Source organism: Streptomyces sp. JN8, from assembly GCF_055808075.1.
Map to the genome: position 1 here is coordinate 129,932 of NZ_CM147852.1, position 25,718 is coordinate 155,649.

Consider the following 25,718-nt stretch of genomic DNA (forward strand, 5'->3'; position numbering starts at 1 on the left):
GCGGGGCCTAGCCGTACCGGCCGAGTTCGTCGAAGAAGTCGTCGACGACGGCGAGTTCGCCGGTCTGCGCCAGCCGGTCGTAGACGTACTTGCCGACGGCGAGGTCGAGGACGCCGAGACCGAACGGCGAGAAGATCGCGGTGGTGTCCGGTGGTACGGAGACCCGGCCCGCCATGACGTCGGCCAGGGTGCCGCGGACGAAGTCCCTGTTGCCGGTCAACTGTTCGGTGAGGTGCGGGGACGTCTGGGCGCGCAGGCAGTGGTCCGGGTCGTCGACGATGTTCGTGGCGGACAGCAGGACGGCTGGGGCGAGGTCGCGCAGCGAGACGTGGAGGATCACCGGGTGGTGGTCGAACCAGGAGCTCGCGGTGATGTGCGGCGTGGCGGCGACGGTGGCGAAGACCAGCAGGTCGCTGGTGCGCACGAGTTGCTCGGGGTCGGTGTACACGGTGATGTTCCCGTCGACTCCGGACTGCTCCAGGTACAGCCGGAAGCCCGCGGCGCTCTCCTGGGACCGGTCGTGGAGGCCGGTGTCGGTGAAGGCCCAGCCCGTCCTCCGCAGATAGGTGTGGATGTAGCGCGCGATGAGCCCCGTTCCGACGAACCCCACGCGGGTGGCCCGCGGGCGGCCTCTGCTGAGCCAGTCCGCCGCGGCGGCTGCGGACGCCGCCGTCCGGGCGGCGCTGATGACGGAACTCTCCATGCAGGCGACGGGGTAGCCGGTCACCGGGTCGTTCAGGATGAGGACCGCGGAGGCCCGGGGGATCCCCGACCGGATGTTTCCCGGGAAGCTGGAGATCCACTTGAGGCCGTCGACACGGGCGTCGCCGGCCAGCGAGGCGGGCAGGGCGATGATGCGCGCCGTGCTGCGGTCGGGGAAGCGGAGGAAGGTCGAGGCGGGGTTGACCGTGCCGCCTGCGGCGTGCAGGTGGTACGTCGACTCGACGATGTCCCGCACCGTCGGCTCCCTGCCGTCGAGGACCTCCTTCACCTGCCGCCCGGGGACGACGGCGAAGGGCGGCACCGAGACGGACTCGACGGGCCGGGCCCGCTCGGACAGGGGCTGGACGCCGTTCACGAGGCCGCCCTCCCGTCTCCTCCGGCGGGCGGCGTCTGGCGCTTCGGGTCCGCCATCGCCACCACGACCTCGCGGGGGCCCTCGTAGGACTCCCTGCTGTGCGCGGTGCGGATGTTGTCGACCACCATCAGGTCGCCGGCGTTCCAGGGCCGGCGGACGGTGTGGGCTTCGTACACCTCGTTGATCCGGGCGACGGTGTCGGCGGAGATGGTGTCTCCGTTGCCGTACGAGGTGTTGAACGGGAGTCCGTCGACGCCGAACTCCTCGACGAGGAAGTCGCGGACCTCCGGGTCCATCGTCCACTGGTTGAGGAAGGCGATCTGGTTGAACCAGCAGCGTCGGCCGGTGTCCGGATGGCGTACGACGGCGTTGCGGTGCTGGCGTGTGCGGAGCGAGCCGTCCGGCTGCCAGTCCGTGTCGATGCCGTTGTCCCGGCAGTAGGCGTCGACCTCGGCGGCGACACCGGTGCCGAACGCCTCGGAGAGCGTCGCGCCGATCTCGTCGTGGTAGGCCCGGGTGAGGATCCAGCCCTCCTCCTCGAAGCGGGCCACCTCGTCCGCGGGCAGCGCCTCCAGGACGGCGGCGGCGTCGGCCAGTGCGGTCGCGCCTCCCGAGGTGGGGGCCTCCAGGCAGGCGAAGCACAGGAGTCCGGGGTACTGCCCGGCGTAGCTCAGCTCGTGGTGCATGCACATCGGCCGCTGGGGCGGCCACGCGGCGGACGAGTAGAGGCCGTCGGCGTACGGAGTGCGGTGGGCGAAGCCCTCGGTCTCCCGGGCCGGTCGCAGGTCCAGCCCGGTGAGCACGGCCACGACATCGGGCACGGTGCGCAGGCCGAGGCCGGTCACGAGGGCCGCCCCGTGCTCGGCGACGGCGGCGAGCACCTCGGCGTGGTGGTCCGCCGCCCATGCGGCCGCTCCCGACTGCCCTGCCGGGCTCCCGATCTCCGGCAGGACGGACGTCGCCGGGGCGTCGTGCCGGGGGAACAGTGTGGTGCTCATGTCGGTCTCCTGATTCGTGTCGTGCGGGTCAGGGCGTGTCCGGGTCGGTGCGGTCGCCGTCGGATCGGTCGGGGGTGCGGGCGTCGGTGCGGGCGCCGGCGGATCCGCCGGCGGTACGGGCGTCGATGAGGGCGCCGGCGGATCCGTCGCCCCCGGTGCGGGCGTCGATGAGGGCGGCGAGGTCCGCCAGGGTGGGGGACGTCGTCAGATCCCGCAGCGACACGACCCGGTCCAGTGCCACGGCGAGCTGTACGGCGGTCAGGGACGTTCCGCCGAGGTCGATGAACCCGTCGCCCCGGCCGATCCCGGCGGGATCGGTGCCGAGCACCGCCGCCCAGGCCTGGGCCAGTCGTTCCTCGGTCCCGGGGCGGGGGGCGTCGCCACGGGTGTCGCCGTGGGCCAGTTCTTCGGCGAGGGAGCCGAGCGCCTTGCGGTCGATCTTTCCGTTGGGAGTCAGGGGAAGGGGGTCCTGCCGGTGGCAGACGGCGGGCACCATGTAGGCGGGCAGCAGCTCGCCCAGCAGACGGCGCAGGTGGTCGGAGCCGAGTTCCGGGTCCCCGCTGTGGAAGGCGACGAGGTTCCGTCCGTGTCCCGTCCGCCCGGTGACCACGACCGCGGCGTCGCGCACGCCGGGCACGCGCAGCAGGGCGGCCTCGACGTCGCCGATCTCCACGCGGAATCCCCGGATCTTGACCTGGGCGTCGCGGCGCCCCAGGAACTCGAGTCTTCCGTCGGGCAGCCAGCGGCCGAGGTCGCCTCCGAGGTACAGGCGCTCTCCGGGGCGGTGGGGGTCGGGGCGGTAGCACGCGGCCGTGCGTTCGGGGTCGTTGACGTAGCCGCGCCCGACGCAGACCCCGGAGAAGGCGACGGTCCCGGTGGCGCCGAGCGGGACCGGGGTCAGGCCGTCGTCCACCACGTAGACGCGGACGTTCCGGACCGGCCGGCCCAGGGTGACACGGCCGTCCTCCGGCGCGCGGTGCAGCACGTCGTGGTTGGTGTCGTCGGACGTCTCGGTCAGTCCGTACGCGTTGACGAGGCTGCTGCCGGGCTGCACGCGGAACCACCGTCCCACCAGCTCGGCCCGCAGCGCCTCACCGGTCGCCGAGAGGTACTGGAGGCTGGGCAGCGGGCGGGGGGTGCGCTCCAGGGCCGAGACCATGACGTCGAGGTAGGAGGGCACGACCTGGAGCACGCTGACCTGTTCCAGCGCGACGAGTTGGAGGAGGCGGTGGACGTCGAGGACGGCCTCCTGCTCGACCAGGAGGGTCCGTCCGCCGACCAGGGGGGCGGCGAGCAGCTGCCACACGGAGATGTCGAAGCACTGCGAGGCGGTCTGCGCCACGACGGATCCCGCGCCGATGTGCAGGTCCTCGGTCTTGGCCAGCAGGTGGTTGAGCATGCCCGCGTGCTCGATCATCGCTCCCTTGGGCTCGCCGGTCGAGCCCGACGTGAAGAAGATGTACGCGAGGGCGTCGGCGGGTACGGGGATGCCGAGGTCGCTGCCGTCGTCCCCGCCCTCCGCGACGGAGGGCGCGTCGACGACGGTGAGGGGTGCGCGAGGGGGTCGTGGCGCCCTGTCGACGTTCCCGGTGCTGCCGGGCTCGCTGAGGACGAGGCGGCACCCGGCGCGGCGCAGGATCGTGGCGATGCGGTCCGGCGGATAGTCGGGGTCCACGGGCAGGTAGGTGCCGCCCGCCTTGAGGACCGCGAGGACGCCGGCCATCCAGTACAGGTCGCGGGGCAGCACGGCCGCGACCGCCTCCTCGCGCCGCATGCCCCGGGCCAGCAGGGCGCGCGCCAGGCGATTGGCCCGCAGGTTCAGGTCGCGGTAGGTCCACCGCCGGCCGCGGTGCACGGCCGCGACCCGGTCCGGGTGCCGGCGCACGCGCTCCTCGAACAGCTCGTGGAACCTCAGGTCCGGCAGCGGCGCCGAAGGTCCGGCGAGGCCGTCGACCTGGAAGCGGATCTCCGCCTCGGAGAGCAGGCACTGCGTGTCGTGCGCTGCTTCCGGGTCGTCGAGGAGGCCGCGCAGGGCCGTGATGTGGTAACCGCCGATCCGGGCGGCGGCGTCCCCGTCGAGCGCGTCGGTGCGGAAGCGCGACCTCAGTACCGGCCGGCCGTCGTCCTCCGTCACGGTGACGCACAGGATCGCGCCGGCCGGCAGGACGGGCCCGTATCCGTCCGGATCGAAGAGCACCTCGGGGCCGCCCCGCGGGCTCGAAGCGGGCGGGTCGTCCGGTCCGCGGGCTCCGCGGTCTCCGAGCGGTTCCCCTGGCGGGTCGTCCGGTCCGCGGGCTCCGCGGTCTCCGAGCGGTTCCCCTGGCGAGGCGTCGGGCCAGAGGGCCCCGTCCTTTCCGAACGACCTCCCGGGTCCGCCGTCCGTCCCGGGCCCTCCCCCGTCCCCGGGCAGCTCCTGCTCACGCGCGGCGGCGGCCACGAGGTCCCGCCACGTTCCGGGAGCGACGGTCGACCGGTACGGCACGTACCGCGCCGGTGCCGTCAGGCGGGCGGTGGTCACCGCTCGTTCACCGGAGAGCGCCGCGAGGACCTTGGCGTGCGCTGCCAGGTGGAGTGCCGACACCGGCACGCCGAGCTCGCTCGCCCGCTCCCCCAGCGCGAGCGCCATGCCGTCGGGGAGTTCGACGACCCGGTCGTCCACGCCTGCCACCGGTGCGGTGGTCCAGCGGGGAATCGTGGTCCATCGGGCCGCGGAGGGCGTGCCCTCGCGAGGGGCGTCGCGTGTGACCGTCATCGGAACCCGCCTCCGTCCGCACCGTGGTCCATCGGCCGGGCGGGGTTCCCGGCCCAGCGGCTGTCGTCCGGAACCGTCTCGCCCTTCATCAGGAAGCAGTCCGCCTCCAGGAGCACGCGCGCACCGATCTCCACGCCGTAGTGGACGAAGGCGCCGACGCTGAGCGTGCTCCCCGGGCCCACCTCGCTCGGCTCCGACTTGAAGGCGCCGTCCTCCTGCGAGTGGCACTGGATGACACTGCCGGCGTTGAGCGTGCAGCCGTCGCCGATGGTCACCATGGACCGCTCCGGCAGGCTGCAGCCGTCGTCGAAGACGCCCTTGCCGACGCGCACTCCCAGCAGGCGCCAGACGGCGCTCTTGAACGGTGTGCCGTTCAGGATGCGGAGGTACGCCTCCGAGGGCACCTTCCAGTACCGCTCGCGCCTCCAGAACCGCACGTCGTAGATCGAGCAGAACAGCGGCCCGAGCGGGGCGAACAGCGTGACGAGTCGCTCGACGAGCACGTAGTAGGCGATGGTGAACGGCAGCAGCACCGCGTTGGCCAGGGCGAACGCCCACACCCCAGCCGAGGCGTACAGGTCCGCGGCGGCGGCGAAGAGCACGGTGACGAGGAAGAGGTAGAGCCACGCGCTGATCAGGTACCAGGCCGCGGTCACGGCGTTGTGCCGGTTCTTCGCCGCGAGACGGCGGCGCAGCTCCGGACCGCTGCGGACGTCGTCGAAGGAGCTGTCGCGGAGCACCGACCGCGGGATCTCGAAGCTGGGGGAACCCAGCAGGCCGACGTTCTCCCGGAGCGGCCCGTCGACCGGGACCATGACCTTGGTGGCCAGCAGGCAGTTGTCCCCGGTCCGCCCCCGCGCGGGGTAGGCGATCGCGTTGCCGAGAAAGTTGTGCGCCCCGATGCGGGTCGGGGACAGCCGGAAGGAGGTGCTGGAGTAGTCCGCGTTCATCAGCGAGAGGCCGTCGGCGACCATCGTCCCGCGGCCCACACGGCTCAGCAGAGGGCTCTCGTGCTTGACGACCGTCCCGAAGTTCGAACCGGTCTGCTCCACCCGGGAGAGGTCGTACCCGATCCAGCGGAGGTAGCGCACGACGGCCGTGCTGTCGCCGAAGAGTCGGTTCAGGCTCCTGCGGTTGGTCAGGACCGTCGAGAGCCGGTGGACGGCGTGGTGGAACCCGTAGAGCGGGTACACGCGGCCGGGGACGACGAGTCGGCCGGCCAGCCGCGAGACGCCGGCCAGGAGCAGGAGGACCACCGGAATCGACCCGAAGAACGCGAGGGCCGTGACCACGAGCAGTCCGGTGTAGAAGCCGGGGTCGAGGAGGGCGGCCGGTCCGGGTTCGAGCACCGCGGCCACCTGCGGGGTCTTGGAGAGGATGGCGTCCAGACCGCCGACGGCCAGGGGCGCGGCGATCGCCGTCGCGAAGAGGATCTGCCCGACGCCGTGGAGGGTGCGTCGTACACCGCCGCAGCGGGTCGGCTCGACTCCCCGGAAGTCGCTGTCGGACGGCTGGGCGGGGGACCCGTGCCAGTGCTGTCCTGCGGGGACGGACTGCCCGGCGTGGAGCGACGAGGCGTGCCCGAGTTGGGAGCGGTCGCCCATCGCGGTCCGGATGTCGAGGACCGTCGCCTCGCTGACGACGACATCCCGGCCGAGGGTGACGGGTCCGGTCTCGATCATGGCGTCGCGCGCTCGGTAGCAGCTGATCAGCGCGTCCTTGCGCACGACCGTGTGGTCGCCGATGGAGAGGAGATCGGTGCAGACGGGCACACTGCGGGACAGGACGGTGACGCCGCGCCCCACGTGCGCACCCAGTGCGCGGAGGTAGAGCGAGTACAGCGGCGTGCCCACCGTGAGCACCATGGGGTTGGCCCGCAGCAGCGTCTTGACCAGCCAGAACCTCATGTAGCCGAGGCTCCAGACACGGATCCTCGCCGGCTTCCAGTGCCCGATGAGCAGCCACTTCGCCGCGATGGGCAGCGTGCACAGGACGGCGAGCACGACAGCGCCGAAGGCCAGGGAGCGCAGGTAGTCGTCGACCGGGTCGTGGCCCGCCGCGATCCACGCGTACCCCCGCGTGACGATGGCCGCGATGAGGAGGGCGTAGCCCAGGAAGCTCAGCAGCTGGAACAGGCCGCAGAGGACGACGTGCGGGCGGCCGGGCCCGGTGGGGCCGGCGGCGGGTGCGCGGTGAACCGGTACGTCGCAGGGGGCCTCGCGCTCCGTCTCCTGCTCGTCGCGCGGTGGCGCGGTGGTCGGTGCCGTCAGGGCGGCGCTGAGGCTCCTGATCGTCGGGTGCTGGTACACGTCCTTCATGGAAACCGGTGGCATGCCGGGCTGCTTCCGCACCCTGGCGCAGAAGTGCGCCATGAGCAGCGAGTCCGCTCCCAGGTCGTGGAAGAAGTCGCCGTCCGGCGGTACGGATTCCAGCTCGGCGACCTCCGTCATGAGCCGGGCCAGCACCTCCTCGACCGCCTCTCGGTCGACCCCGTCGACCGGCGCCGGGGCCACGGCGACGGGGGCGGCCGCGGTGTCGAGCGGATCGGGTCCCATGAGGTCTCTCCCTGGACGGTGTCCGGTGTCTGCCGCAGCCCCCCGCGATGCTCGGGGACGAGCCTCTCCCCGCGGCCTGCGGCACACGCTCACACAAGGGATTCGAGACCGACGGGCGGAAAGTCGTATCGCATCCGAACTTCCGGCGGAATCCGTCCGCGGCCCGGGGGCGGGGCGCGGCAGCGCACGCCGTGGAGCGCCGCGTCCCATGGCCTCAGGCGTGTCCGACCTGGCCAGAAGAGGCCCGGGCGGCCCTGACGGACGTACGATGAGGGCCGTACGCACCGGTTTCCGAAGGGCCCGCCGAGGGCACCATGACCGACCCCGCCGGCTTCCTCCGCATACCGCGGCGACCGACACCCTCCAGACCGCCCGGCGAACGTGCTCGGGACTGGGACGAGGTGCACCAGGGTCAGCCGCTGCTGCCGGTCGTGTCCGATCAGGCGCGGCGGTGCATGGACTGCGGCGTGCCCTTCTGTCACGGGGCGTGCCCGCTCGGCAACCTCATCCCCGAATGGAACGTGTACGCCGCCCACGGCGACTGGGCCACGGCGGCGGAGCGCCTTCACGCCACGAACAACTTCCCCGAGTTCACCGGTTGCCTCTGTCCCGCGCCCTGTGAGGACTCCTGCGTCCTCGCCCTGACCGACGAGTCGGTGGGCGTCAAGCAGATCGAGCGGACCGTCGCGGAGCAGGCCTGGGCACGCGGATACGTGTCTCCGCTGCGGCCGGCCAGGCTGTCGGGGCGGTCGGTCGCCGTCGTGGGATCGGGTCCGGCGGGACTCGCGGCCGCCCAGCAACTCACCCGCGCCGGGCACGCCGTCACGGTGTACGAGAGGGCCGACCGCGTCGGCGGTCTCCTGCGCTACGGCATCCCCGACTTCAAGATGTCCAAGGACCGCCTCGACTCCAGGATCGCCCAGATGGAAGAGGAGGGCACGGTCTTCCGCCCCGGCGTCGACGTCGGCCGCGGCCTCGACGCGGATCGTCTGAGGTCCGACCACGACGCCGTCGTGGTCGCCACCGGAGCGACCCGGCCCCGCGAACTCCAGTGTGAAGGGCGGATGTTGAGAGGGATCCATCACGCCATGGAGTACCTCACCGCGGCCAACCGTGCCACGTCCTCGTGTCCCGTGCCCGCCGAGCTCTCCGCGCGGGGCAAGGACGTCGTCATCGTCGGAGGAGGCGACACCGGCTCCGACTGCCTCGGCACCGCCCTGCGTCAGGGCGCCGCGTCCGTCGTGCAGGTGGACGTCAACCCCCGGCCGGGCCCGGACCGTACGGCCGACGAGCCGTGGCCGCTCGTCCACCCGAGGATCCACCGGCTGTCCCACGCCCACGAGGAGGCGCTGGCCCGCGACGGTGCCGACCCCCGGGCCTTCTCCTCCGTCACGGTGCGCTTCGACGGTGATCCTTCAGGAGCCGTGCGGGCCCTCGTGCTCAACGCGGTGGCCCCGGACGACCGGCGGCCCCTCCCCGGCACGAACCGAGAGATCCCGGCTCAACTGGTCCTGCTCGCACTCGGGTTCCGGGGCCCGGACCAGGATCCCGGTCTGGTCGTGCCCTTGGGTCTCACGGCCACCGACCAGGGCACGTTCGCACGCACCCCCGACTTCGCGGCCCTTCCCGTCGCCGCGACACCACCGCGGGAGGGGCCCGGCTCCACCGCCGTCTTCGTCGCGGGCGACGCCGGGCGCGGAGCGTCGCTGGTGGTGTGGGCCATCGCGGAGGGCCGGGCGGCCGCCGCGGCCGCGGATCGCTTCCTGCGCGGGGCCACCGAGCTCCCCTCACCGATCAGAGCGACGGACCGGCCGCTCGCGTGAAGGTGCTCGCATGGGGGGCCTTCCCATGAGGACGTACGTAGGGGGCTCTCACATGAAGGGCGGAGGACGGCCCCTACCGTCCTCCGCCCCTCGGCCCGCCTCGGTCCGCACCTATGACTCCGCTCTCACACGGGGTGCGGTCGCGCCGACGGACCAGCCGGACCCTCCCGCCCCGGACAATCACCGGGAGACTCCGACGTCTTCCGGTGATGCTTCGGAGGGCGGTGACCGGCGGATGGGTCCGCTCGCCGCATGTCACTCCTGAGAGTGGCGTGGGAAACCTGAGTTCACTTCATCGAGGAATGCGACGGCCCACGGTCCGCCCGGGGCCGGCCGAAGGGCGGCAGACGGGCGGCCGACGGGCGCCGCATCAGTCGACGGGCTCCAGGTGGGCGAAGACGACCAGATTCTCGGTGTAGTCCTTGGCGGTGCGGTCGTACGCCCCCGCGCAGGTGATGAGCCTGACGAGTGCCCGGGGCGTGTCCTCGTAGACCCGGTCGTCGGGGAAGTCGTCCTTGTCGAAGCTCTCCACGGAGTCGACGCGGAAGACGGCGGTGGAGCCGTCCGCGCGCCGCACCTGGAAGGTGTCGCCGGCGACGAGCTCGCCCAGCCGGGCGAAGACGGCCGGGGCGGTGGCCGTGTCGAGGTGGCCGGCGACGAGCGCCGTGCCGGTCTCCCCCGGCGAGACCCCCGCGGCGTGCCAGCCGACCAGGTTGGTGTCGTCCGCGGGAGGCGGGTTCAGCGCCCCGGACGGTCCGATCTCCAGGTCGGTGAACGGTGCGTTCACGCCGATCTTGGGGATCACCAGGCGCGTGGGCGCCGACCGCGGCATGGCGGGCGACGACGACGTCGCGTCCGCGCCGGGGGTCGCCTCCGACGCACCCGGCACCGCGGGCCCCGAAGGGGCGGTCGGGGCCGCCGGGGGGTTCCCGGCGGCGGCCGGGACGGTGGGCCCGGGCGGGGAGGCGTCGTCCTGGTCGAACATGCCCGGGCCGAAGGCGAAGAGGAGCGCCGCCAGTACCAGCGTCCAGAACACCGCGGGAACAGCCCACCGTGCGGTACGCCGAGGCGTGGTGTCAGCGGCGGAGTCTGGACGGGTCTTCACTGTGAGCACCTTTCGAAGCGCGTGCGCGCGATCAGGTCGGAACGCGGGGGGGGGTGTGCGGGGGCCGGACACGCCGGCCCCCGCAGCGATTGCGCGTCAGGCCGCCGAGCCGGCGCCCTGCCTGCGGCGGTAGAGGACGAACGCGCCCGCGGCGCCGGCCAGCACCAGGGCTCCCGTCAGGCTCGTACCGCTGTTCGTGAGGCCGCCGCCGCCGGTGTGCATGCCGCCCTTGGGCTTCTCGTGCTTCGAGCCGCCCTCCTCCTTCTGGTTCTCCTTCGACCAGCTGTTCTCGTCCTTCTGCTCCTTGTCCTTGTCCTTGGACCAGTCGTCGGCGTTGACCAGGGACAGGGCGCCGGAGCCGGTGTGCATGCCGCCCTTCGGCTTGTCGTGGTCCTTCTCGTGCTTGCCGCCCTTGTCGTGCTCCTTGGACCACTCGTCACCGGACACGGTGGTGAGGGCGCCGCCGCCGGTGTGGACGCCGCCGTGCGGCTTGTCGTGGTCCTTCCTGCCGTGGTCGTCCTTCTTGCCGTGCTCGTCCTTCGACCAGTCGTCGGCGTCGACCAGGGACAGGGCGCCCGAGCCGGTGTGCATGCCGCCGTGCGGCTTGTCGTGGTCGCGGCTGTGGGAGGAGTCCTCCTTGTCCCAGTCTCCGGACGTGATCGCGTAGGCGCCGGGTGCGGCGAGCGCCAGGGTGCCGGCGGCGGCGGTTGCGGCGAACAGAATGCGGGCAGAGCGCATCTTCGGCTTCCTTCCGTCTGCTGCGTGGGCCGACCCGTTGTCGGCTTTCGATACGCAGCGACATGGCCCACCGTCAGCTCCGGCGCTCTCGTGTGCCACTGGGGCTAGTGCAACCGGGAGACCCGCTTCCCCCAGGTGGGTTCATTCACGGGCGCGCGAGACCGATTCGCCGAGGATCCTGCTGTAGTGGATCTTCTCGTCGGAGGCGGTGAGAGGGCCTCTCAGGTCGGTTCGACAGCGCGGGAGTTCGTCGGCCGCTCGGCTCGTGCCGCGCTCCCGGACGCCCTCGCCCCACCTGCGGGCCGTGCGGTGCCGCACGGACCGTGCCGTGCGGTGGAGGCGGGCCGCACGAGCCCGCCTCCACCGCCGGTCCGGGTCAGTGCTGGTTCAGCGGGAGCGCGAGGTCGACGATCTGACGGCCGGCGGGGAAGTCACCGACGAGCGTGGCCCTGCCGGTGAGGACGTCGACCTTGTAGAAGCGCTGCTTGCCTCCGGTGGACAGGGCCGCGAAGCCGCGGTTGGAGCCCTCGGACGCCTGGTAGTAGATGTCGAACCCGGCGGACGGGCCGGCGTTCACACCGAGGTTGCCGGTGGGCGCGAGGGTGCCGGCGTTGGCCGGGGACTGCAGGGAGACGCGGTCGTTGGTGGTGTCGATGTCGAACAGCGTCGTCGCGGTCGCCGCGTCGACGTCGTTGTTCGTGTACGCGGCGCCGGTGACGCCGAGGGCGGTGGACGGCGGCATGGTCGGGTTGGTGAGCGTGCCGTCGACGGTGGTGGTGTTCGGCGCGGCCGGGTCGTCGATGTTGTGACGCAGGTTCTGGCCGGTGTCGCTGATGACGCGCAGGCGGTTGGCGGCGGGGTTGAAGTCGACACCGAAGGACCGGCCCTGGAGGGCGACGGTCAGCTGCGAGACCTTGACGGCCTTGGCGTTGCTGTCGACCGTGTAGACGCCGCCTTTGTCGCCGACGCCGTACAGCTTGCCGTTCTGGACGCGGAAGTCGATCCCGACCAGCTTGCTGTCGCCCCGCAGGCCCTGGATCTTGCCCAGCGACCAGGTGTCGGCGGGGTTGCGGACGTCGAAGCCGACCAGACGCTGGTCGGCGGTGAGGCCCACGCTGATCAGGCCGTGCCCCGCGGCGCGGTGCTGCGGTCCGAACGGATCACCGCCGGCCTCGGTCGCCGACGCCAGGACCGGGGAGAACAGGGAAGCGGTCATCGCGGCTGCGGCCACAGCGGTGGCGGCGACTCGAAGAGTACGCACAGGAAGGCTCCGATCGGTTCGCGCGCCTCAACGGTGAGGCGCGTCTGCGGATCCTTCGCCCCCCGGAGGAACCCGGATGGGGGGCCTGCGGGGCAACCCCTCGAACGGCCCGCAATAGTCCTACCGCCACGCCCACCTCCACACCAATGACGTGCCGTGCGTGGAGCTCGACCGGGGGATCCGCTCGGCTGCGGCCCCGCATGCGGTGAGCGGCCGACGCCCGCGGAGACGCCGGTGGTCCGCCGTTCCCCGGAGAGGACGACGGACCACGGGTGTGTCTCAGGCGTGAGCGGGAGGTCTCCTACTTGGGCATGAGGACCGTGTCGACGATGTAGACGTTGGCGTTGGCGGTCTTGACGTTGCCGCACACGACCTTGGACGAGTCGTTCACCGTGTACTCCTCGCCGGAACCCGTGGTGGTGAGCTTGCCCTTCTGCAGCGTCTCGTAGGAGCCCTTCTCAAGCTGCTGGGGAGCGAGCTTCTGACCCACGACGTGGTACGTGAGGATCTTGGTGAGCGTCGCCTTGTCGGCGAGGACCTTGTCGAGGTCGGCCTTCGGGATCTTGGCGAACGCGTCGTTGGTCGGGGCGAACACCGTGATGTTCTGGGCGTTGTTGAGGGTGTCGACCAGGCCGGCCTTCTTGACCGCCGTCACGAGCGTGGACAGGGCGGGGTTGTTGGAGGCGGCGGTGGCCACCGGGTCCTTCGCCATGCCGTCGAAGGAGCCCGCACCCTCCTTCGGCACGCCGGCACACGCCGGGCCGAAGGGCTCGTCCATGGCCGTGGACGTATCGGCGGGGGCCTCCGAGGGCGTGCTGGAGTCGGCGGCGGCCGAGGAGGACGCGGAGGCCTTGCCCTCACCGTCGGAGTCCGAGCAGGCGGCGAGGGAGAAGGGGAGGACGGCGGCCGCGGCGACGGCGACGGCACCACGGCGGAGACGCTGAGAGTTCATGCTGACTGCTCCTTGAATGGATGATCGGAATCTGTACGAAGGGGTTGGTCCTGGTCTGCCGGCGCTCGGCGAGGCCGACAGAGGTCTGGGTTACGGAGGTCCGGACGGCACCGGTCTAGGTGACGGTGACGAACACGCTGTGCCAGCCGCTTGCTCCGTCGGGGATGGTCCTGGCCCGCTGCTCGGTCTGGACCTGTCCCGTGCTGTCGGTGGCGCGGACGGTGAGGTTGTGGCCGCCCGGTGTGGCCTGCCAGCGATACGACCACTGGCGCCAGGTGTCGACGGTGTCCTGCGCGGCGAGGTCCGCGTCCTGCCAGGGACCGTCGTCCACCCGGATCTGCACGCGGGTGATGCCGCGGTGCTGGGCCCAGGCCACACCGGCGACGACCACGGTTCCGGCGTCGGGACGCCCGAAGGGCTTGGGGGTGTCGATCCGGGACTGGGTCTTGATCGGCGCCTTGCGAGCCCATTTCCTCTTCACCCAGTAGGGGTCGTAGGCGTCGAACGTGGTGAGTTCGATGTCCTCGATCCACTTGCAGGCGGACACGTAGCCGTACAGGCCGGGGACGACCATGCGTACCGGGAACCCGTGGTCGAACGGCAGGGGTTCGCCGTTCATCCCGACGGCGAGGAGGGCGTCCCGGCCGTCCATGACGTCCTCGACGGGAGAACCGAGCGTCATGCCGTCGACGGATCGGGCGACGAGCTGGTCGGCGCCGCCTCCCGCCGAGGGCGGCTTCACTCCGCACTCGGCCAGCAGCTCGGAGAGCGGGACTCCCAGCCATCGCGCGTTGCCGGCGTACGGGCCGCCGACCTCGTTGGATACGCAGGTCAGCGTGATGTCCCGCTCGATGAGCGGCCGGGCCAGCAGATCGTCGAGGGTGTAGGTCCGGGCCTGTTTCACGCCCTTGCCGTGGATCCGCAGGCGCCAGCTTCCCGCGTCGACCTTGGGTACGACGAGTGCGGTGTCGACGCGGTAGAAGTCACCGTTCGGGGTGGTGAAGGGGGTGATCCCGGGGATCTTGAGCTGGACGCCCTGGGGGACGGCCGGTGCCGGTGAGGCCGGTGCGGGAAGCACCAGGCCCTGTCGGGAGGCGGTGGCGCCCTGGGCCTGACGGCCGGTGAGGTAGCGGCCGAGGAAGCCGGCTGCCGTCGCGCCGACGGCCGTGGCGCCCGCCGCGACGAGGAAGCCGCGCCGGTTCCAGCCTCCTCCGCTCGCGCCCTCCTCCGTGGTGGACGCCGGTGCGGCCCGGCCGGCCAGGAGGTACAGGGCGAGGGCTCCTGCCAGCGCCCCCGCCAGCGACGGCAGGACGTCGCCGATGCCCTCGGAGTCGGGACGGCTCAGGGCGGCCACCGCCCCGACGGCCCCGAAGACGAGGATCCCGCAGGAACCCGTTCGTCGGTGTCGGAGGGCGACCACACCCAGGGCGGCGGCGATCAGCGCGAGGACGGCGAGGATCCCGAGCTGAAGGACCGTCTTGTCGTCTTCGCCGAACGTGCGGATCGCGAAGTCCTTCACCGCGGCCGGTGTCCGGTCGATCACCGCTCCGCCGACGACCGTGAGGGGACCGGCGGCGGGCCGGATCAGACCCGCGACCAGCTCGGCGACGGCCAGCGCGGTGAAGCCGGCGACGAGTCCGGCCGACGCGCCCAGCGCGATACGGGAGAGGGTGGTGCGGAAGTTGCTCACGACCGGCATTCGGCGCGCGGCGCCGAGCGGATGGGTGTGTCCTGCGAATCGGTGACGAACTGATGATCCGTTCGACGCGGGCGCGGCCCCGCCGACGACGGGTCGGTCCAGGCCGGTGCCCGCCGTCGAGACCGTCCTCGAAGCGCGCTGGAACCGGAGCCGACCTCGGGTGGCGGTGTCTCGGCGGGCCGCCCGGCGGATCGCCCGGGAGTCGAGGAGGATCACGGCGAGAGCGGCCGAGGACGCTGCGAACCCGGAGCGGTCTCCGAGGGCGTCGCGGCCGGTCGCCACCCGATCGACAAGGGAGCAGCCCATGACACAGATTGGTCTTCTGGCCCGTATCGAGGCCAAGCCCGAGCACGCGGCCCAAGTCCAGGAACTCCTGGAGAACGCGCTGGAACTGGCCCGTCAGGAGACCCGGACGGTCTCCTGGTACTCCTTCAGGCTGGGGCCGACGAGCTTCGGGGTCTTCGACACCTTCGACGACGAGGCGGGACGCCAGGCTCATCTGAACGGCCGGATCGCGGCCGCGCTGATGGAGGTCGCGGCCACCCTGCTCGCCAGTCCCCCCGACATCCAGAAGGTGGACGTCCTGGCGGCCAAGCTGCCCTGACGGCGTCCGGGGGCGAGGTGCTCCTCGGGTCGCCGGTCCGCGCCGACTGCTCGGCGCGGACCGGGGACGTTCGCCTGTCGGACGGTCAGGCGTTGACGCAGGTGTTCCCGAAGCTCGGGTTCAGCAGCCCGATGATGCTGACGGTGTCGCCGCAGGCGTCGACCGTCCCCCATCCGCGGACCGGTCCGCTCCGAAGAACAGGCGACACACCACCAGGTTCCCCACTCCGGGCCGCCTCCGCGGACGGTCCGGTCACGTACGCACGACGACGCAAGGAGTGGCATGCGATGGACGCCCCGCCCCCCGACGGCGGTACCAGGCCGCCGCTTCGCCTTCTGCCCACGGGCGGAGCGGCACACGTGAACCAACCGACCCCCTTCGGCGTCGGCCGCCCCTCCGGCACCGGCCGCAACGACATCACCGAGGTCATGCAGCGGGTCGCCCACGGCGACAAACAGGCCTTCTCGACCCTCTACGACGCCCTCGCACCCCTGGTCTTCGGCATCGTGCTCAAGGTCGTTCGCGACCGGGCGCAGTCCGAGGAGGTCACCCAGGACGTCATGATCGAGCTGTGGCGCCAGGCCGCCCGATACCGCCCCGAAGCCGGCTCCGTCACCGCGTGGGCCGCGACCATCGCCCACCGCCGGGCGGTCGACCGGGTCCGCTCCGCCCAGGCCGCCAGCGACCGCGAGCACGCCCAGGCGGCACGTGAGCACACGACCGCCTTCGACGAGGTCACCGAACAGGTCGAGGCACGTCTGGAGTCCGAGCAGGTACGGCGCTGTCTTCGCGGCCTGACCGAACTCCAGCGCCAGGCCGTGACTCTGGCCTACTACCAGGGGCTGACCTACCGTGAAGTCGCGGAATCCCTTCGCACACCTCTTCCGACCGTCAAGACACGCATGCGCGACGGGCTCATCCGGCTCCGCGACTGCATGGGGGTGACCACATGAAACACCACGCCACCGACACCCACACCCTCGCCGCCCCCTACGCGCTCGGCGCACTCGACGACGCCGAGCGGGAGGACTTCGAAGCCCACCTGCAGAGGTGCGAGGCGTGCCGGCTTGAGGCGGCCGAGTTCCAGGAGACCACGGCGCGCCTTGCCTCGGCCGTCTCCCAGACACCCCCGGCCGCGGCCAAGGCGCGGGTGATGGCCGCCATCGAGGGGGTACGCCAGCTGCCGCCGCGGATTCCGGCGCCCGGCCAGGCACCCGCGCTCGGCAGCCTCCTCCGTCGCCGGGCCGTCCCTCTGGCCCTCGCCGCCTGTGTGGCAGCGGCGGCCCTGGGCGGAGTGGCGGTGTGGCAGACGCGCAGCAGCCAGGACCTCCGGCAGGAGGCCCGCCAGGCGCAGCGGCAACTCGCCGCGGTCAGCGCCGTCCTGGCGGCGCCGGACGCGCGCACCGTCCACGGCAGGGCCGCGAACGGAGCGCTCACCACCGTCGTCTCCTCGGACCAGCAGGACAAGGCCGTCTTCACCGCCGCCGGCCTGCCGGCTCCCGGCGCCGGGAAGACCTACCAGCTGTGGCTCGACCACGACGGCACCATGGTCCCGGCCGGATTCATCGACGACAACGGGACGGTGCTCCTCACCGGCAACCCCGCGGACGCCGGCGCCGTCGGGCTGACCCTGGAACCGGCCGGGGGGTCTCCCCGGCCCACCACCGACCCATTGCTCCTGATGGCCCTTCCCGCCTGATCCGGACGGATGCCGACGCGTGGAGCGTCGGCCCTCCGCTCGGACCGGGCGGACGGTCGGGACCGGGGCCGGGATTCGTCGGGCGGGCCGGGGCTCGTCCGACGGGCAGGGACACGTCAGACGGGCAGGAACGCGTCAGGCGGGCGGGTGTCCGTCAGACGGGCTGGGTGGCGAAGACGAAGAGGCCTTCGGCGGTGCGGATGGCGGCGTACCCGTTCGTCGTGAACTGCGGCATCTGCTCGATCCCGGAGAGCAGCAGCTTCTTGTCGTCGGCGCCGAGCGCGGCCGCCGTGCCGTCCAGGTAGGCGTAGAGGACACCGTTGCCCGGGAGGGCGTTCGGCATGATCGTCACCTCGTCCGCGGCCTGGCGCCACAGTTCCTTGCCCGTCTCGGTGTTCCAGGCGACCGCGCCCTTTCCGTACTGCACCACGGCGGTCTTGGCGTCCGGGGAGACGGCGAGGCCGTCGTCGTCCACGGTGCCGTTGGTGTCGATGCCCGGCCCCTCGGCGAGCCGGCGGCCGCTGGTGACGTCGATCAGCGTCATGACCGCCTCGGAGTCGCCGTACGAGGACCATTCGAGGAGGGCCTTGTCGCCCCGGAACGGCATCAGTCGTGCGCTGGTCGCCGTGTCGGAGGTGACGAGCTTCGCGACGGTGGCGGGCGGGGTCAGGTCCTTGGTGTTCCAGGCCTTCTTGCCCGTGCGGACGTCCTTCGCCGTCAGCCACTCGGCGGAGGGCTGGAAGGAGATGTCCTGCTGCGCGTAGTAGCCGAGCCCGGAGCCGACCGTTCCCTGCAGATCGACGTGCGAGGCTTCGCTCTGCAGCGTCTCCCCGTCGCCGATCGGGATGAACGTGGCGCCGCCGGCGGTGCCGGAGTCCACGAGGTAGCCGTTCCGGACCGGGGTGGACATGTGGGTGTCCTCGTCGAAGGAGGAGCTCCCCAGCTTCTCGCCGGACGGCGCGTACATGGTGAGCACGGTCTGGGTCGAGGCCTTCTTCAGGCCGCTCGCCGGGGTCTCGACGCGGTTGCGGATGAGCAGGGCCGGCGAACCGTCCCGCCACTCCCCCACCTGCGCGACGGCGGTGGCCGGCGAGGACGTGCTCCCGGCGGCCTCCTCGGGGAGGGCGAACTCGAACTTCTTGCGCAGTGTGCCGCTCTGCGCGTCGAGGAGCCGGGCGGTGAAGGTGCTCTTGCCCGACGGCCCGTCGTCGTAGCCGGTGAGGACGACGGCGTCGCCGACCGTGCAGACGTCGCGCTGCGAGGTGTCCTCCTCGGACGCCTTGCTCGCACAGTTCCCCGCCTCGTCGCCCGGCAGGCTCCAGGCCGGCTTCGCGGCGAGTCCCGGCACGGCCTTGCCCTTGTAGACCGGGCGCTGCGGCGCGGCCGACGCGGACTCGGTGGCCTGGCCCGTCTCCTTGCCACCGGCCTTCGCCTCGGGCTCCGCGGCTCCGGAGCAGCCGGACGCGAGACCCGCGGACAGCACCACACCGAGCGCCACGGTCATCCGTATGCGATTCAACTTCCTTGCCCCCGTCTTTCCTTGTACATGATCACGCACAAGGGACCACCCTACTTCGATCTTGGAAGGCCTCCGGCCCGCTTCACCCGCCCCTCCCCGTAGGGGGTGGTTGGCAGGGGGTGGTTGGCGTGGACACATAAAGACGCGTCATGATGGGGCCATGGCGAACAGCGTGAACGGTGAGGCCGCCAGCGGTCCGGTGGTGTGCCCCCGGTGCGGAGCCGCGGACATGACGGCGGTCGCCGACGCCACCGACAGCAGCGGATGCATGCACGTCGCCGAGGGCACGGTGATCGCGCTCATGGCCGGGGCCGCCGGCGCCTACTACGCCGACGAGCAGGGCCGACCCTGGCTCACGGCGGTCGGGGCCGTCGTCGCGGCGCTTCTCCTCGTCGGGACGATCGCCGTCGTCCGGAGCGGAAACCGCGACGCGCGCAAGGCACGAGCCGCCGCGGACCGCGCCGCCGCGGCCGGCACCGAAGCCACCCACTACTGCGCCGCCTGCGGGGAGGCGTCCTCCGCGCCCGATGCCGGGCCGACTTCATCCTGACCTACGGCTATACCGCCTCGGTCGAGGTCTCACCGACGACGAACGGAACGCGCTGCCGGGGCCGTTGCCGGCCGCCGTCTGTCTCCCCTGAGTCGGGTTTGGGTCAGGTCATCGACGCCAGCAGACCGATCCCCGGTGCCAGGGCGCCCGGCTGGGCGAGGGAGCGGAAGTCGGCCTCGACGGTGGCGAGGTCGAGGACGCCCGCTCGGACGGCCCGGAACCGCACGGCGGACCACACGAACGCGTCGAGCGTGTCGAAGCCCGTGCCCTCCTCCAGGACCTCCTCCTCGTGGAACCACACGGAGACCCGGCCGTCGGTGCGCAGCACGTACAGGTTGCCTCCGCCGTCGGCTCCGAGGGACCACACCTCCTCGTCGCCGAGCTCCGTGGTGTAGTCGCTGTCCAGGACGGCGCAGCCGTTGGCCGCGAAGTCGAAGGCGTAGGACCAGTCGAAGACGTCGAGGCACTGCTTCATGCCTCCCGAGCGCACCTTGCGGTCGAAGGCGGCCTCCGCCGTCGCCGCGTGCTGCGGGAGCCTGCTGAGGAAGGGCCCGACCGGGCGGGTCGAGGCAGGTACCTCGACCGGCGGCGCTTCCGGGAACCAGCGCGCCAGGTCGTCGTCCAGACCCCGCTCCACGTACCCGGCCAGTTGATCGACAGAAAGAGACATGACCGTCAGGGTAGTGAGGGGGTACGACATCCCGGACGGCCGTCCGCCGCCACGCTACGGCTTCTCTCTGCCGGCCGACGGCTGCTGGGCATCGGGGACGTACTTCATGCAGGTCGGGTTGTGGCAGGGGCCCGACTTCCACTGGGGAATGAAGACTCCCATCGTCTTGTGCCGCGTGATCTGCGCGGTCACGGGCTCGTGGCAGGCGGGGCAGACATGTCCGGCCTGCGGTGTCGACGCACGCTCGTCTCTGCTCATATGTCAAGAATAGGATATTTTGCCCGAAAATGGTGAAGATTTTACGGGGCGCGGGTGCCGCCCTCGGTTCCACTCCCGGTTCCGCCCTCGGTCCCGCCCTCGCCGTCCGCGGACTCGGCCGGCGGCCGGGGATCGCGGATGCTCAGGACGACGGACACCGCCAGGATCGTGGCGATGACCGCCAGGCTGACCGGTGACGGGATCTCCGGAATGCTGCTGCTGAACATCTTGTGGGACGCCTGGAGGATCAGTTTCACGCCGATGAAGGAGAGGATCAGCGCGAGGCCCTTGCTCAGGTAGTGGAACCGGTCGAGCAGCCCCGACAGCAGGAAGTAGAGGGCCCGCAGGCCGAGAATGGCGAACGCGTTGCTGGTGTAGACGATGAAGGCGTCGTCGCTCACCGCCAGGACGGCCGGCACGCTGTCCACGGCGAAGACCAGGTCCGCCGCCTCGATCGCCGCGACCACCGCGAGCAGCGGCGTGGCCACCCGCTTCCCGGCTTCCCGGACGAAGAACTTCATCCCGGAGTACTCGTCCCGGACGGGCACGATCTTGCGGAGCAGCCGCACCGCGATGCTCTTGCCCGGGTCGAACTCGTCGTCCTCCCCCTTGAGGATCTTGTAGGTGCTGTAGAAGAGAACGGCCGCGAAGGCGAACAGCACCGCCGTGAACCGGCTGACGACCGCGACTCCGGCCGCCAGGAAGACGCCCCGGAACACGAGCGCGCCCATGACGCCGAAGAACAGCACGCGGTGCTGATAGGCGCGGGGCACCTTGAAGTAGGCGAAGATCAGCGCGAAGACGAACAGGTTGTCGACCGAGAGGCTCTTCTCCAGCAGCCACGCGGTCGTGTACTCCACGCCCGGCGCCGTCCCCAGGACGAGGAAGACGACCGCGCCGAAGAGGAGGGCGAGGCCCACCCAGACCCCGCTCCAGGCCGCGGCCTCCTTGAAGCCGATGACATGGGCCTCCCGGTGCGCCAGCAGGTCCACGGCCAGCGACACGACGACGGTGACGGCGAACGCCACCCACAACCAGGACGGCACGTCGAGCATGGGGGCCCCTCACACGAGCAGGGGAAACCGGTCTTTTAGAAAGTTTGACTCAAAATTTCCCCTTTGTCTTCCAGGGCCCTGCGCCGCGATCGTCCAGAGCCGTCGCCGCCGAGGACGAAGCCGGCGGCCGAAGGCTTGGTGCACCGCAGCGCCCCACCGGGTGCGGCCGACGTGCGTGGAGCGGGCGACCACGCCCCGGAGCGGGCGTCGTCGGACCGGCTCGGGTGCCGGAACGGCCGGCGGGAGTGACCGCGGAAGGCGTCAGGACGTCTGCTCGGGGCTGGTCGCGGTGATCACCGAGAACGCGCCCCCCTGCGGATCCGCGAGGACGGCCATACGGCCCGCCGCCATGTCGAACGCCGGGGCCAGGACGGTGCCGCCCGCGCGCACGGCGGCGGCCTGGATGTCGTCGACGCTGTCCACGTGGAAGTAGGGCTGCCAGTGCGAGGGGACCCCCGGCGGCATCTGCGTCATGTCCATCATCCCGCCGACCGCGCGCTCGCCGACCTTGAACTCGACGTAGCCCTCGGCGCCGGGCATCGCGGAGCGGGCCGTGGTCACCGGGAGGACCGCGGAGTAGAACGCGGAGGCCGCCGGGATGTCGCTCGTGGTCAGCTCGTTCCAGATCAGAGCGCCGTGCTCGTTGACGATGCCCGCACCCGGGAACGTGCCCGGCTGCCACAGACCGACCACGGCGCCGGTCGGGTCGGCGATGAGCGCCATCCTGCCCAGGTCCATGACGTCCATCGGCCCCATCATGACCGTGCCGTGGGCGCCGGTGACGGCGTCGATCGTGGCACTGATGTCGTCCGTGGAGAGGTAGGTGGTCCACACCGTCGGCGGCAGCGGGTCGGGAACGGTCCCGTCCGGGTTCATGGCCTTCATGATCCCGGCGACCGGCCTGCCCTTGAGCGTGCAGACGGAGTACCCGCCCTGTTCCGCGGGGCCGATCTCGCCCTGCCAACCGAAGAGGTCGCTGTAGAAGTCGATGGCGGCCTGCTGGTCGGGGACCATCAGGTCGATCCAGCACGGGGTGCCCGGGCTGTAGGTACCGTTCATGTCGGGCATGGGAGCCTCCGGGATGTCGATCGGAGGGAGATGAGCTGCCCCTCCACGTGGCATGTATCTATAGCCCGCCGGAAGGCGGAATCCCAGCTCATCCGGATTCGGCGACGACAAATGAATCCCGAACGGTCTATCAGGAACGAGAAGCACGCTTCGACATATCCGTCGGCTCCGCACACCCGTCAGCTCCGCGTTCCGGCGCAAGTCCGCTCCTCACCCGATGATTCCCCACGAAGGAAAGGCCGGCTCAGGACCACGCACGCGTTTCACGGGTCCCGAACCGGCCGGTCGAACCAGGGAATGTCAGCGCCGATGGCCCATGTGAAAGCGACCACGGATCGCTCGGCCCGGAGGCCTGATCGGCATCGTCCCGTTCCCGTACGGCACCGCCTGCCCGATCACTCGTCCCCGGGGCGCTGCGCGGCCTCGGTGACGCCCCTCAGCTGGTAGGGGCGCAGTCGGTGAGCCTTGTCCGTACGGGGCACCTCGACGGGACGTCTGTACTCCGCCACCTCCCCAGGGGGTCGCTTGGTGGCGGGACGCACCGGGTGGGATTGCGGCTGCGGGGGCTCTGACTCGTTCTCGCGGATGCTGGCCCCCAGGACGAATGCTCCGCACAGGACGGCGACGACGATCAAACCGATGAGGATGTGCATCTCTTTCCTCCAGGGTCGTGACTTGATTGGCGTTTCCGCACGACCTTGGAGCATGGATGCGTCGCTGTCCGCAGAGAACCCGTTCGGCTGTACTAGGTGGCATTCGGGAATTCGTACTCCTGGCACGCCGTGAGGGCAGGGCAGGGCCGGGCCGGTCAATCGGGCGGCCGCGTTCGCGGGAAGTCCGACTACTTCTCGACGGAGCGGTGACCCGTCTGCCTGGTCTTGGTGACGACGCCGCCGAACAGTGCCAGTCCCTTGATGATCACTCGTGGGGCACCCGGGCGGCTCTGATTCCGGGCGCCGCGCTTGCCGAAGACTCCGAAGAGTCCGAAGCCCCTGACTTCGACCTCGATGTCGTCGGGGAGGATGATCTCGGTACCGCCGAAGAGCGCGACGGCCCGGACGACCGTCTCCTGTTCCGCGTACCGCGCGTCGCTGAGGTCGAGTCGTCCGCCGCCCCACATCGACCAGGCGGTGAAGCGCGGGGGAACCACCCACTCGCCGCGGCGGTCGAACCCTCCGAACATGCCCAGGGCGAGACGCGAGGTCGGCGCACGGTCCACCACGAGCGCGTCGCGGGGACCGATGTCCGGCAGTCCCCGGCCGGCCGCTTCGAGCTCCCCGAGGGTTCTGGCCTCGTAGACCCGGGTCAGTCTGTCGTCGAGGTCACCGATGTCCAGACGGCCGACGGCGACGGCGGCCCGCACCTTCTCCGCGACGCGCTCGCGATCGTCGTCGGAGGCCGGCAGCTCGCTCGCGCGATCCCCCGCGGGTTCTATCCGCTTGCTCGGATCGTGTGGTCCGGAGTAATCAGTCATGCCGTCAACCCTTCCACACACCGCTGCGCATACGTGATCGCCCGCGCCCGAACCACCGGTTCCGGCGGGGGCGCTGCCGGAGGGGCCGGATCCGCTCAACGGCCCTGGCCACACGGGCCATTGGTCGATCGACGGCCGAACCGCATACGGCATCGATCACTCAACGACCGGGGCTGCGAGGGCCGCTCAACGCGCCGGGGCGACGCGGGGCATCGGTCACTCGACGCCCGGGCGGCGGGGGGCACTCGCCACTCCCGAGTCCCGGCCGCTCAGTTCGACGTCCAGCGTCTGCTGCGCCACGCGCATCGCCTCCGCGTACTCGGGCTCGTCCATCCGCTCCCAGGCCACGTCCGGGTCGACGTCCTCGACCCGGCTCACCACCCACCAGATGTTGCCGAACGGATCCCGCACCCGCCCCCCGCGATCCCCCCACGCACTGTCGGCGACCTCGGTGACCACCCGGGCGCCGTGCGCGACGGCGGCCGCCACGGCGGCGTCCGCGTCCGGGACGTAGACCCGCAGCAGCGCCGGCATGACCGGCCAGTCCGGCCGCCGGTCGAACGCCAGCACCACCGTGTCGCCGACGCGGACCTCGCCGTGGCCGATGGTGCCGTCCTCGACCGGAACCCGTGCGACCTCCTCGCCGCCGAACGCGGCGGTGACGAAGTCGAGCAACGCACCGGTGTCGTCGGTGACCACCCACGGTGCGACGCTGGTGTACCCCTCGGGCGCGGTGTGCCTCATCGGTCTCGTCCTCTCGTACGGTCCCTCGCGATGCGACGACCGTAGGACGGAACTAGGACAGATGCCGACCTAGACCAGTCCGGAAACGCCGTCGACGGTATAGCGGAGTGGTCCTGCCCGCAGTCGGGCTCACCCCCGGCCCTTCGCCCCCGAGTGGGTGCGGGGCTCCCGGCGTCGCCGCCCCGTGGGCGCGGGTCGTCCTCGGCTCGCGCCGGAACCCTGGCGCACCGTTACGCAGAGGGTGCCGCCGCGGACAGGAGCCGCCTGAGGCGCGGGGCGGGTGTCGGCGCGCCGCTGCCGTCGTCGGCGCGGGCCCGGCCGGGTCCGCCCGCCCCGGGCTCGGCTAGGCTGGCGGCGCTGAAACACGCAAGCGAAGGACGCGTATGGCTCGCCCCTACAAGTCCGGGCCGAAGCAGTTCCTCTTCGCGTCCGGCGATGGCAACGACCGGCAGGTTTCCGTGGGGGATCCCCAGGAGGCCTATGTGGCGTTCTCCGAGTACTTCCGCGGTCGGACCTCCGACACCTGCAGCATCGTCGACGAACCGGCGGGGCAGCGTCTGGTGCTCATGCCGGAGCAAGGTGTGGTCTGCCGTGTCGAGGAGGCGGAGCCCCGGCGGACGGAGTACCTCCGGATCGACCGGCCCAACCGCTACCTTCCGAGCGCGATGTTGTTCTTCGAGAACGGCTTCGGCGGGCTCGACCACTTCGGCCAGTGGTTCTCCGACCTCTCCGCCCTCGACGCGTCGCCGGAGGCGCGCGGTGCCGCCCGCGCCGCCGCCATGACGACCGAGGCCTCGGCGCTGGAGGAGGTCGGACGGATCTGGTCGGATTCGGGCTGTGTGGACCCCAGTGACCAGTACTACGTCTTCTTCGACGGGCACGACGTCGACGAGGAGCCGGCCGAGCGCGCGGCGCTGCTGCATCTGATCGGGTTCCTCGGTCTCCAGCGGGTGGACGCCCCGGCCGGGGCCGCCGCGGGCGAGGTCTGGGTGCGCACCGACCCGCGCCTGCACGCCGAATGCGCACGATGGTCATGACGGCAGGCGGTAGGGCACTGTCGCGGCCGCACCGTTCTGCCGGCGGCCGGGGCTTCCCTCTGCCGTCCGCGGGACGAAC

General features: G+C 71.6%; 24 protein-coding genes. 6 read left to right on the top strand and 18 right to left on the bottom strand.

What is annotated here, in order from left to right:
* Window positions 1-7 precede the first annotated feature (7 nt).
* The 4 genes from sbnB to ACY0MR_RS00655 are packed head-to-tail and all read right to left on the bottom strand — an operon-like array spanning window position 8 to window position 7,383.
* Window positions 8-1,078: a 2,3-diaminopropionate biosynthesis protein SbnB gene (gene sbnB, locus ACY0MR_RS00640; protein ID WP_473558210.1), complete on the bottom strand. Its 1,071-nt coding sequence runs from the start codon at window positions 1,076-1,078 to the stop codon at window positions 8-10.
* Window positions 1,075-2,076, bottom strand: coding sequence for a TauD/TfdA family dioxygenase (locus tag ACY0MR_RS00645; protein WP_473558213.1), 1,002 nt, complete (start codon window positions 2,074-2,076; stop codon window positions 1,075-1,077). The genes sbnB and ACY0MR_RS00645 overlap by 4 nt, the downstream gene beginning before the upstream one ends.
* 28 nt (window positions 2,077-2,104) lie before the next feature.
* Entirely contained in the window at window positions 2,105-4,828 is a 2,724-nt protein-coding gene (locus tag ACY0MR_RS00650; RefSeq protein ID WP_473558216.1) for a non-ribosomal peptide synthetase, read from the bottom strand.
* Complete coding sequence (locus ACY0MR_RS00655; RefSeq protein ID WP_473558219.1) at window positions 4,825-7,383, bottom strand: Pls/PosA family non-ribosomal peptide synthetase; 2,559 nt, start codon at window positions 7,381-7,383, stop codon at window positions 4,825-4,827. Before ACY0MR_RS00655 ends, ACY0MR_RS00650 begins: the two co-directional genes overlap by 4 nt.
* 314 nt (window positions 7,384-7,697) lie before the next feature.
* On the opposite strand from ACY0MR_RS00655, the gene ACY0MR_RS00660 reads away from it, so the two are divergent.
* Window positions 7,698-9,206: a glutamate synthase subunit beta gene (locus ACY0MR_RS00660; protein ID WP_404080620.1), complete on the top strand. Its 1,509-nt coding sequence runs from the start codon at window positions 7,698-7,700 to the stop codon at window positions 9,204-9,206.
* Window positions 9,207-9,576: 370 nt separating this feature from the next.
* On the opposite strand, the gene ACY0MR_RS00665 is transcribed toward ACY0MR_RS00660, so the two are convergent.
* The 5 genes from ACY0MR_RS00665 to ACY0MR_RS00685 all read right to left on the bottom strand — a co-directional run bounded on the left by ACY0MR_RS00665 (window position 9,577) and on the right by ACY0MR_RS00685 (window position 14,961).
* Window positions 9,577-10,191 carry a class F sortase gene (locus ACY0MR_RS00665; RefSeq protein ID WP_361848081.1) on the bottom strand — a complete coding sequence of 205 codons (615 nt, stop codon included), beginning with the start codon at window positions 10,189-10,191 and terminating at the stop codon, window positions 9,577-9,579.
* Between the two features lie 216 nt (window positions 10,192-10,407).
* On the bottom strand, window positions 10,408-11,049 hold the full coding sequence (locus tag ACY0MR_RS00670; protein WP_361847972.1) for a hypothetical protein: 642 nt from the start codon (window positions 11,047-11,049) through the stop codon (window positions 10,408-10,410).
* 376 nt (window positions 11,050-11,425) lie between these two features.
* Window positions 11,426-12,310 carry a DUF4394 domain-containing protein gene (locus tag ACY0MR_RS00675; protein WP_473558222.1) on the bottom strand — a complete coding sequence of 295 codons (885 nt, stop codon included), beginning with the start codon at window positions 12,308-12,310 and terminating at the stop codon, window positions 11,426-11,428.
* Between the two features lie 301 nt (window positions 12,311-12,611).
* On the bottom strand, window positions 12,612-13,262 hold the full coding sequence (locus ACY0MR_RS00680) for a fasciclin domain-containing protein (protein WP_392039935.1): 651 nt from the start codon (window positions 13,260-13,262) through the stop codon (window positions 12,612-12,614).
* A gap of 115 nt (window positions 13,263-13,377) precedes the next feature.
* Complete coding sequence (locus tag ACY0MR_RS00685) at window positions 13,378-14,961, bottom strand: molybdopterin-dependent oxidoreductase (protein ID WP_404080629.1); 1,584 nt, start codon at window positions 14,959-14,961, stop codon at window positions 13,378-13,380.
* Window positions 14,962-15,265: 304 nt separating this feature from the next.
* On the opposite strand from ACY0MR_RS00685, the gene ACY0MR_RS00690 reads away from it, so the two are divergent.
* Window positions 15,266-15,565, top strand: a complete 300-nt coding sequence (locus ACY0MR_RS00690) for a putative quinol monooxygenase (RefSeq protein ID WP_361847980.1) — start codon at window positions 15,266-15,268, stop codon at window positions 15,563-15,565.
* 85 nt (window positions 15,566-15,650) lie between these two features.
* On the opposite strand, the gene ACY0MR_RS00695 is transcribed toward ACY0MR_RS00690, so the two are convergent.
* Window positions 15,651-15,995, bottom strand: coding sequence for a chaplin (locus ACY0MR_RS00695; protein WP_473558227.1), 345 nt, complete (start codon window positions 15,993-15,995; stop codon window positions 15,651-15,653).
* On the opposite strand from ACY0MR_RS00695, the gene sigK reads away from it, so the two are divergent.
* The gene (gene sigK, locus ACY0MR_RS00700; RefSeq protein ID WP_392864306.1) at window positions 15,925-16,518 is read left to right on the top strand and encodes an ECF RNA polymerase sigma factor SigK; all 594 of its coding nucleotides are present in this window, start codon (window positions 15,925-15,927) and stop codon (window positions 16,516-16,518) included. The genes ACY0MR_RS00695 and sigK overlap by 71 nt on opposite strands.
* Window positions 16,515-17,264, top strand: coding sequence for an anti-sigma factor (locus ACY0MR_RS00705; protein WP_392864307.1), 750 nt, complete (start codon window positions 16,515-16,517; stop codon window positions 17,262-17,264). The genes sigK and ACY0MR_RS00705 overlap by 4 nt, the downstream gene beginning before the upstream one ends.
* 154 nt (window positions 17,265-17,418) lie before the next feature.
* Here ACY0MR_RS00705 and ACY0MR_RS00710 read toward each other — a convergent pair whose 3' ends face one another.
* The gene (locus ACY0MR_RS00710) at window positions 17,419-18,768 is read right to left on the bottom strand and encodes an outer membrane protein assembly factor BamB family protein (RefSeq protein ID WP_473558230.1); all 1,350 of its coding nucleotides are present in this window, start codon (window positions 18,766-18,768) and stop codon (window positions 17,419-17,421) included.
* Between the two features lie 175 nt (window positions 18,769-18,943).
* Here ACY0MR_RS00710 and ACY0MR_RS00715 point away from each other — a divergent pair, with 175 nt between their 5' ends.
* Window positions 18,944-19,333, top strand: a complete 390-nt coding sequence (locus tag ACY0MR_RS00715) for a hypothetical protein (protein WP_473558233.1) — start codon at window positions 18,944-18,946, stop codon at window positions 19,331-19,333.
* Window positions 19,334-19,436: 103 nt separating this feature from the next.
* Here the strand turns inward: ACY0MR_RS00715 and ACY0MR_RS00720 are convergent, their stop codons facing one another.
* From ACY0MR_RS00720 to ACY0MR_RS00750, 7 genes are all read right to left on the bottom strand, one after another.
* On the bottom strand, window positions 19,437-20,003 hold the full coding sequence (locus ACY0MR_RS00720) for a hypothetical protein (protein WP_473558235.1): 567 nt from the start codon (window positions 20,001-20,003) through the stop codon (window positions 19,437-19,439).
* Window positions 20,004-20,057: 54 nt separating this feature from the next.
* Entirely contained in the window at window positions 20,058-20,261 is a 204-nt protein-coding gene (locus ACY0MR_RS00725) for a hypothetical protein (RefSeq protein WP_388800725.1), read from the bottom strand.
* Window positions 20,262-20,302: 41 nt separating this feature from the next.
* Window positions 20,303-21,316, bottom strand: coding sequence for a TerC family protein (locus ACY0MR_RS00730; protein ID WP_392864311.1), 1,014 nt, complete (start codon window positions 21,314-21,316; stop codon window positions 20,303-20,305).
* A 261-nt stretch (window positions 21,317-21,577) separates the two neighbouring features.
* Window positions 21,578-22,375 (bottom strand): VOC family protein, encoded by a 798-nt coding sequence (locus tag ACY0MR_RS00735; RefSeq protein ID WP_473558239.1) that lies wholly within the window; start codon window positions 22,373-22,375, stop codon window positions 21,578-21,580.
* 404 nt (window positions 22,376-22,779) lie between these two features.
* On the bottom strand, window positions 22,780-23,037 hold the full coding sequence (locus ACY0MR_RS00740; protein ID WP_361848006.1) for a DUF6479 family protein: 258 nt from the start codon (window positions 23,035-23,037) through the stop codon (window positions 22,780-22,782).
* 188 nt (window positions 23,038-23,225) lie between these two features.
* The gene (locus tag ACY0MR_RS00745) at window positions 23,226-23,858 is read right to left on the bottom strand and encodes a DUF1707 SHOCT-like domain-containing protein (protein WP_473558241.1); all 633 of its coding nucleotides are present in this window, start codon (window positions 23,856-23,858) and stop codon (window positions 23,226-23,228) included.
* Between the two features lie 216 nt (window positions 23,859-24,074).
* The gene (locus tag ACY0MR_RS00750; RefSeq protein WP_473558244.1) at window positions 24,075-24,602 is read right to left on the bottom strand and encodes a VOC family protein; all 528 of its coding nucleotides are present in this window, start codon (window positions 24,600-24,602) and stop codon (window positions 24,075-24,077) included.
* A 383-nt stretch (window positions 24,603-24,985) separates the two neighbouring features.
* Between ACY0MR_RS00750 and ACY0MR_RS00755 the strand changes: the two genes are divergently transcribed.
* Window positions 24,986-25,639, top strand: a complete 654-nt coding sequence (locus tag ACY0MR_RS00755) for a hypothetical protein (protein WP_388800706.1) — start codon at window positions 24,986-24,988, stop codon at window positions 25,637-25,639.
* Window positions 25,640-25,718 lie beyond the last annotated feature (79 nt).

Bases quoted from the DNA above. Each gene is read 5' to 3' on its own strand.
- ACY0MR_RS00695 (WP_473558227.1), bottom strand. From the start codon at position 15,995: ATGACCTCGGTGATGTCGTTGCGGCCGGTGCCGGAGGGGCGGCCGACG.
- ACY0MR_RS00680 (WP_392039935.1), bottom strand. From the start codon at position 13,262: ATGAACTCTCAGCGTCTCCGCCGTGGTGCCGTCGCCGTCGCCGCGGCC.
- ACY0MR_RS00730 (WP_392864311.1), bottom strand. From the start codon at position 21,316: ATGCTCGACGTGCCGTCCTGGTTGTGGGTGGCGTTCGCCGTCACCGTC.
- ACY0MR_RS00660 (WP_404080620.1), top strand. From the start codon at position 7,698: ATGACCGACCCCGCCGGCTTCCTCCGCATACCGCGGCGACCGACACCC.
- ACY0MR_RS00705 (WP_392864307.1), top strand. From the start codon at position 16,515: ATGAAACACCACGCCACCGACACCCACACCCTCGCCGCCCCCTACGCG.
- ACY0MR_RS00655 (WP_473558219.1), bottom strand. From the start codon at position 7,383: ATGGGACCCGATCCGCTCGACACCGCGGCCGCCCCCGTCGCCGTGGCC.
- ACY0MR_RS00670 (WP_361847972.1), bottom strand. From the start codon at position 11,049: ATGCGCTCTGCCCGCATTCTGTTCGCCGCAACCGCCGCCGCCGGCACC.
- ACY0MR_RS00690 (WP_361847980.1), top strand. From the start codon at position 15,266: ATGACACAGATTGGTCTTCTGGCCCGTATCGAGGCCAAGCCCGAGCAC.
- ACY0MR_RS00685 (WP_404080629.1), bottom strand. From the start codon at position 14,961: ATGCCGGTCGTGAGCAACTTCCGCACCACCCTCTCCCGTATCGCGCTG.
- ACY0MR_RS00735 (WP_473558239.1), bottom strand. From the start codon at position 22,375: ATGAACGGTACCTACAGCCCGGGCACCCCGTGCTGGATCGACCTGATG.
- ACY0MR_RS00750 (WP_473558244.1), bottom strand. From the start codon at position 24,602: ATGAGGCACACCGCGCCCGAGGGGTACACCAGCGTCGCACCGTGGGTG.
- ACY0MR_RS00755 (WP_388800706.1), top strand. From the start codon at position 24,986: ATGGCTCGCCCCTACAAGTCCGGGCCGAAGCAGTTCCTCTTCGCGTCC.
- ACY0MR_RS00725 (WP_388800725.1), bottom strand. From the start codon at position 20,261: ATGAGCAGAGACGAGCGTGCGTCGACACCGCAGGCCGGACATGTCTGC.
- ACY0MR_RS00650 (WP_473558216.1), bottom strand. From the start codon at position 4,828: ATGACGGTCACACGCGACGCCCCTCGCGAGGGCACGCCCTCCGCGGCC.
- ACY0MR_RS00720 (WP_473558235.1), bottom strand. From the start codon at position 20,003: ATGTCTCTTTCTGTCGATCAACTGGCCGGGTACGTGGAGCGGGGTCTG.
- ACY0MR_RS00745 (WP_473558241.1), bottom strand. From the start codon at position 23,858: ATGACTGATTACTCCGGACCACACGATCCGAGCAAGCGGATAGAACCC.
- ACY0MR_RS00665 (WP_361848081.1), bottom strand. From the start codon at position 10,191: ATGTTCGACCAGGACGACGCCTCCCCGCCCGGGCCCACCGTCCCGGCC.
- ACY0MR_RS00740 (WP_361848006.1), bottom strand. From the start codon at position 23,037: ATGCACATCCTCATCGGTTTGATCGTCGTCGCCGTCCTGTGCGGAGCA.
- ACY0MR_RS00710 (WP_473558230.1), bottom strand. From the start codon at position 18,768: ATGACCGTGGCGCTCGGTGTGGTGCTGTCCGCGGGTCTCGCGTCCGGC.
- ACY0MR_RS00645 (WP_473558213.1), bottom strand. From the start codon at position 2,076: ATGAGCACCACACTGTTCCCCCGGCACGACGCCCCGGCGACGTCCGTC.
- ACY0MR_RS00715 (WP_473558233.1), top strand. From the start codon at position 18,944: ATGGCGAACAGCGTGAACGGTGAGGCCGCCAGCGGTCCGGTGGTGTGC.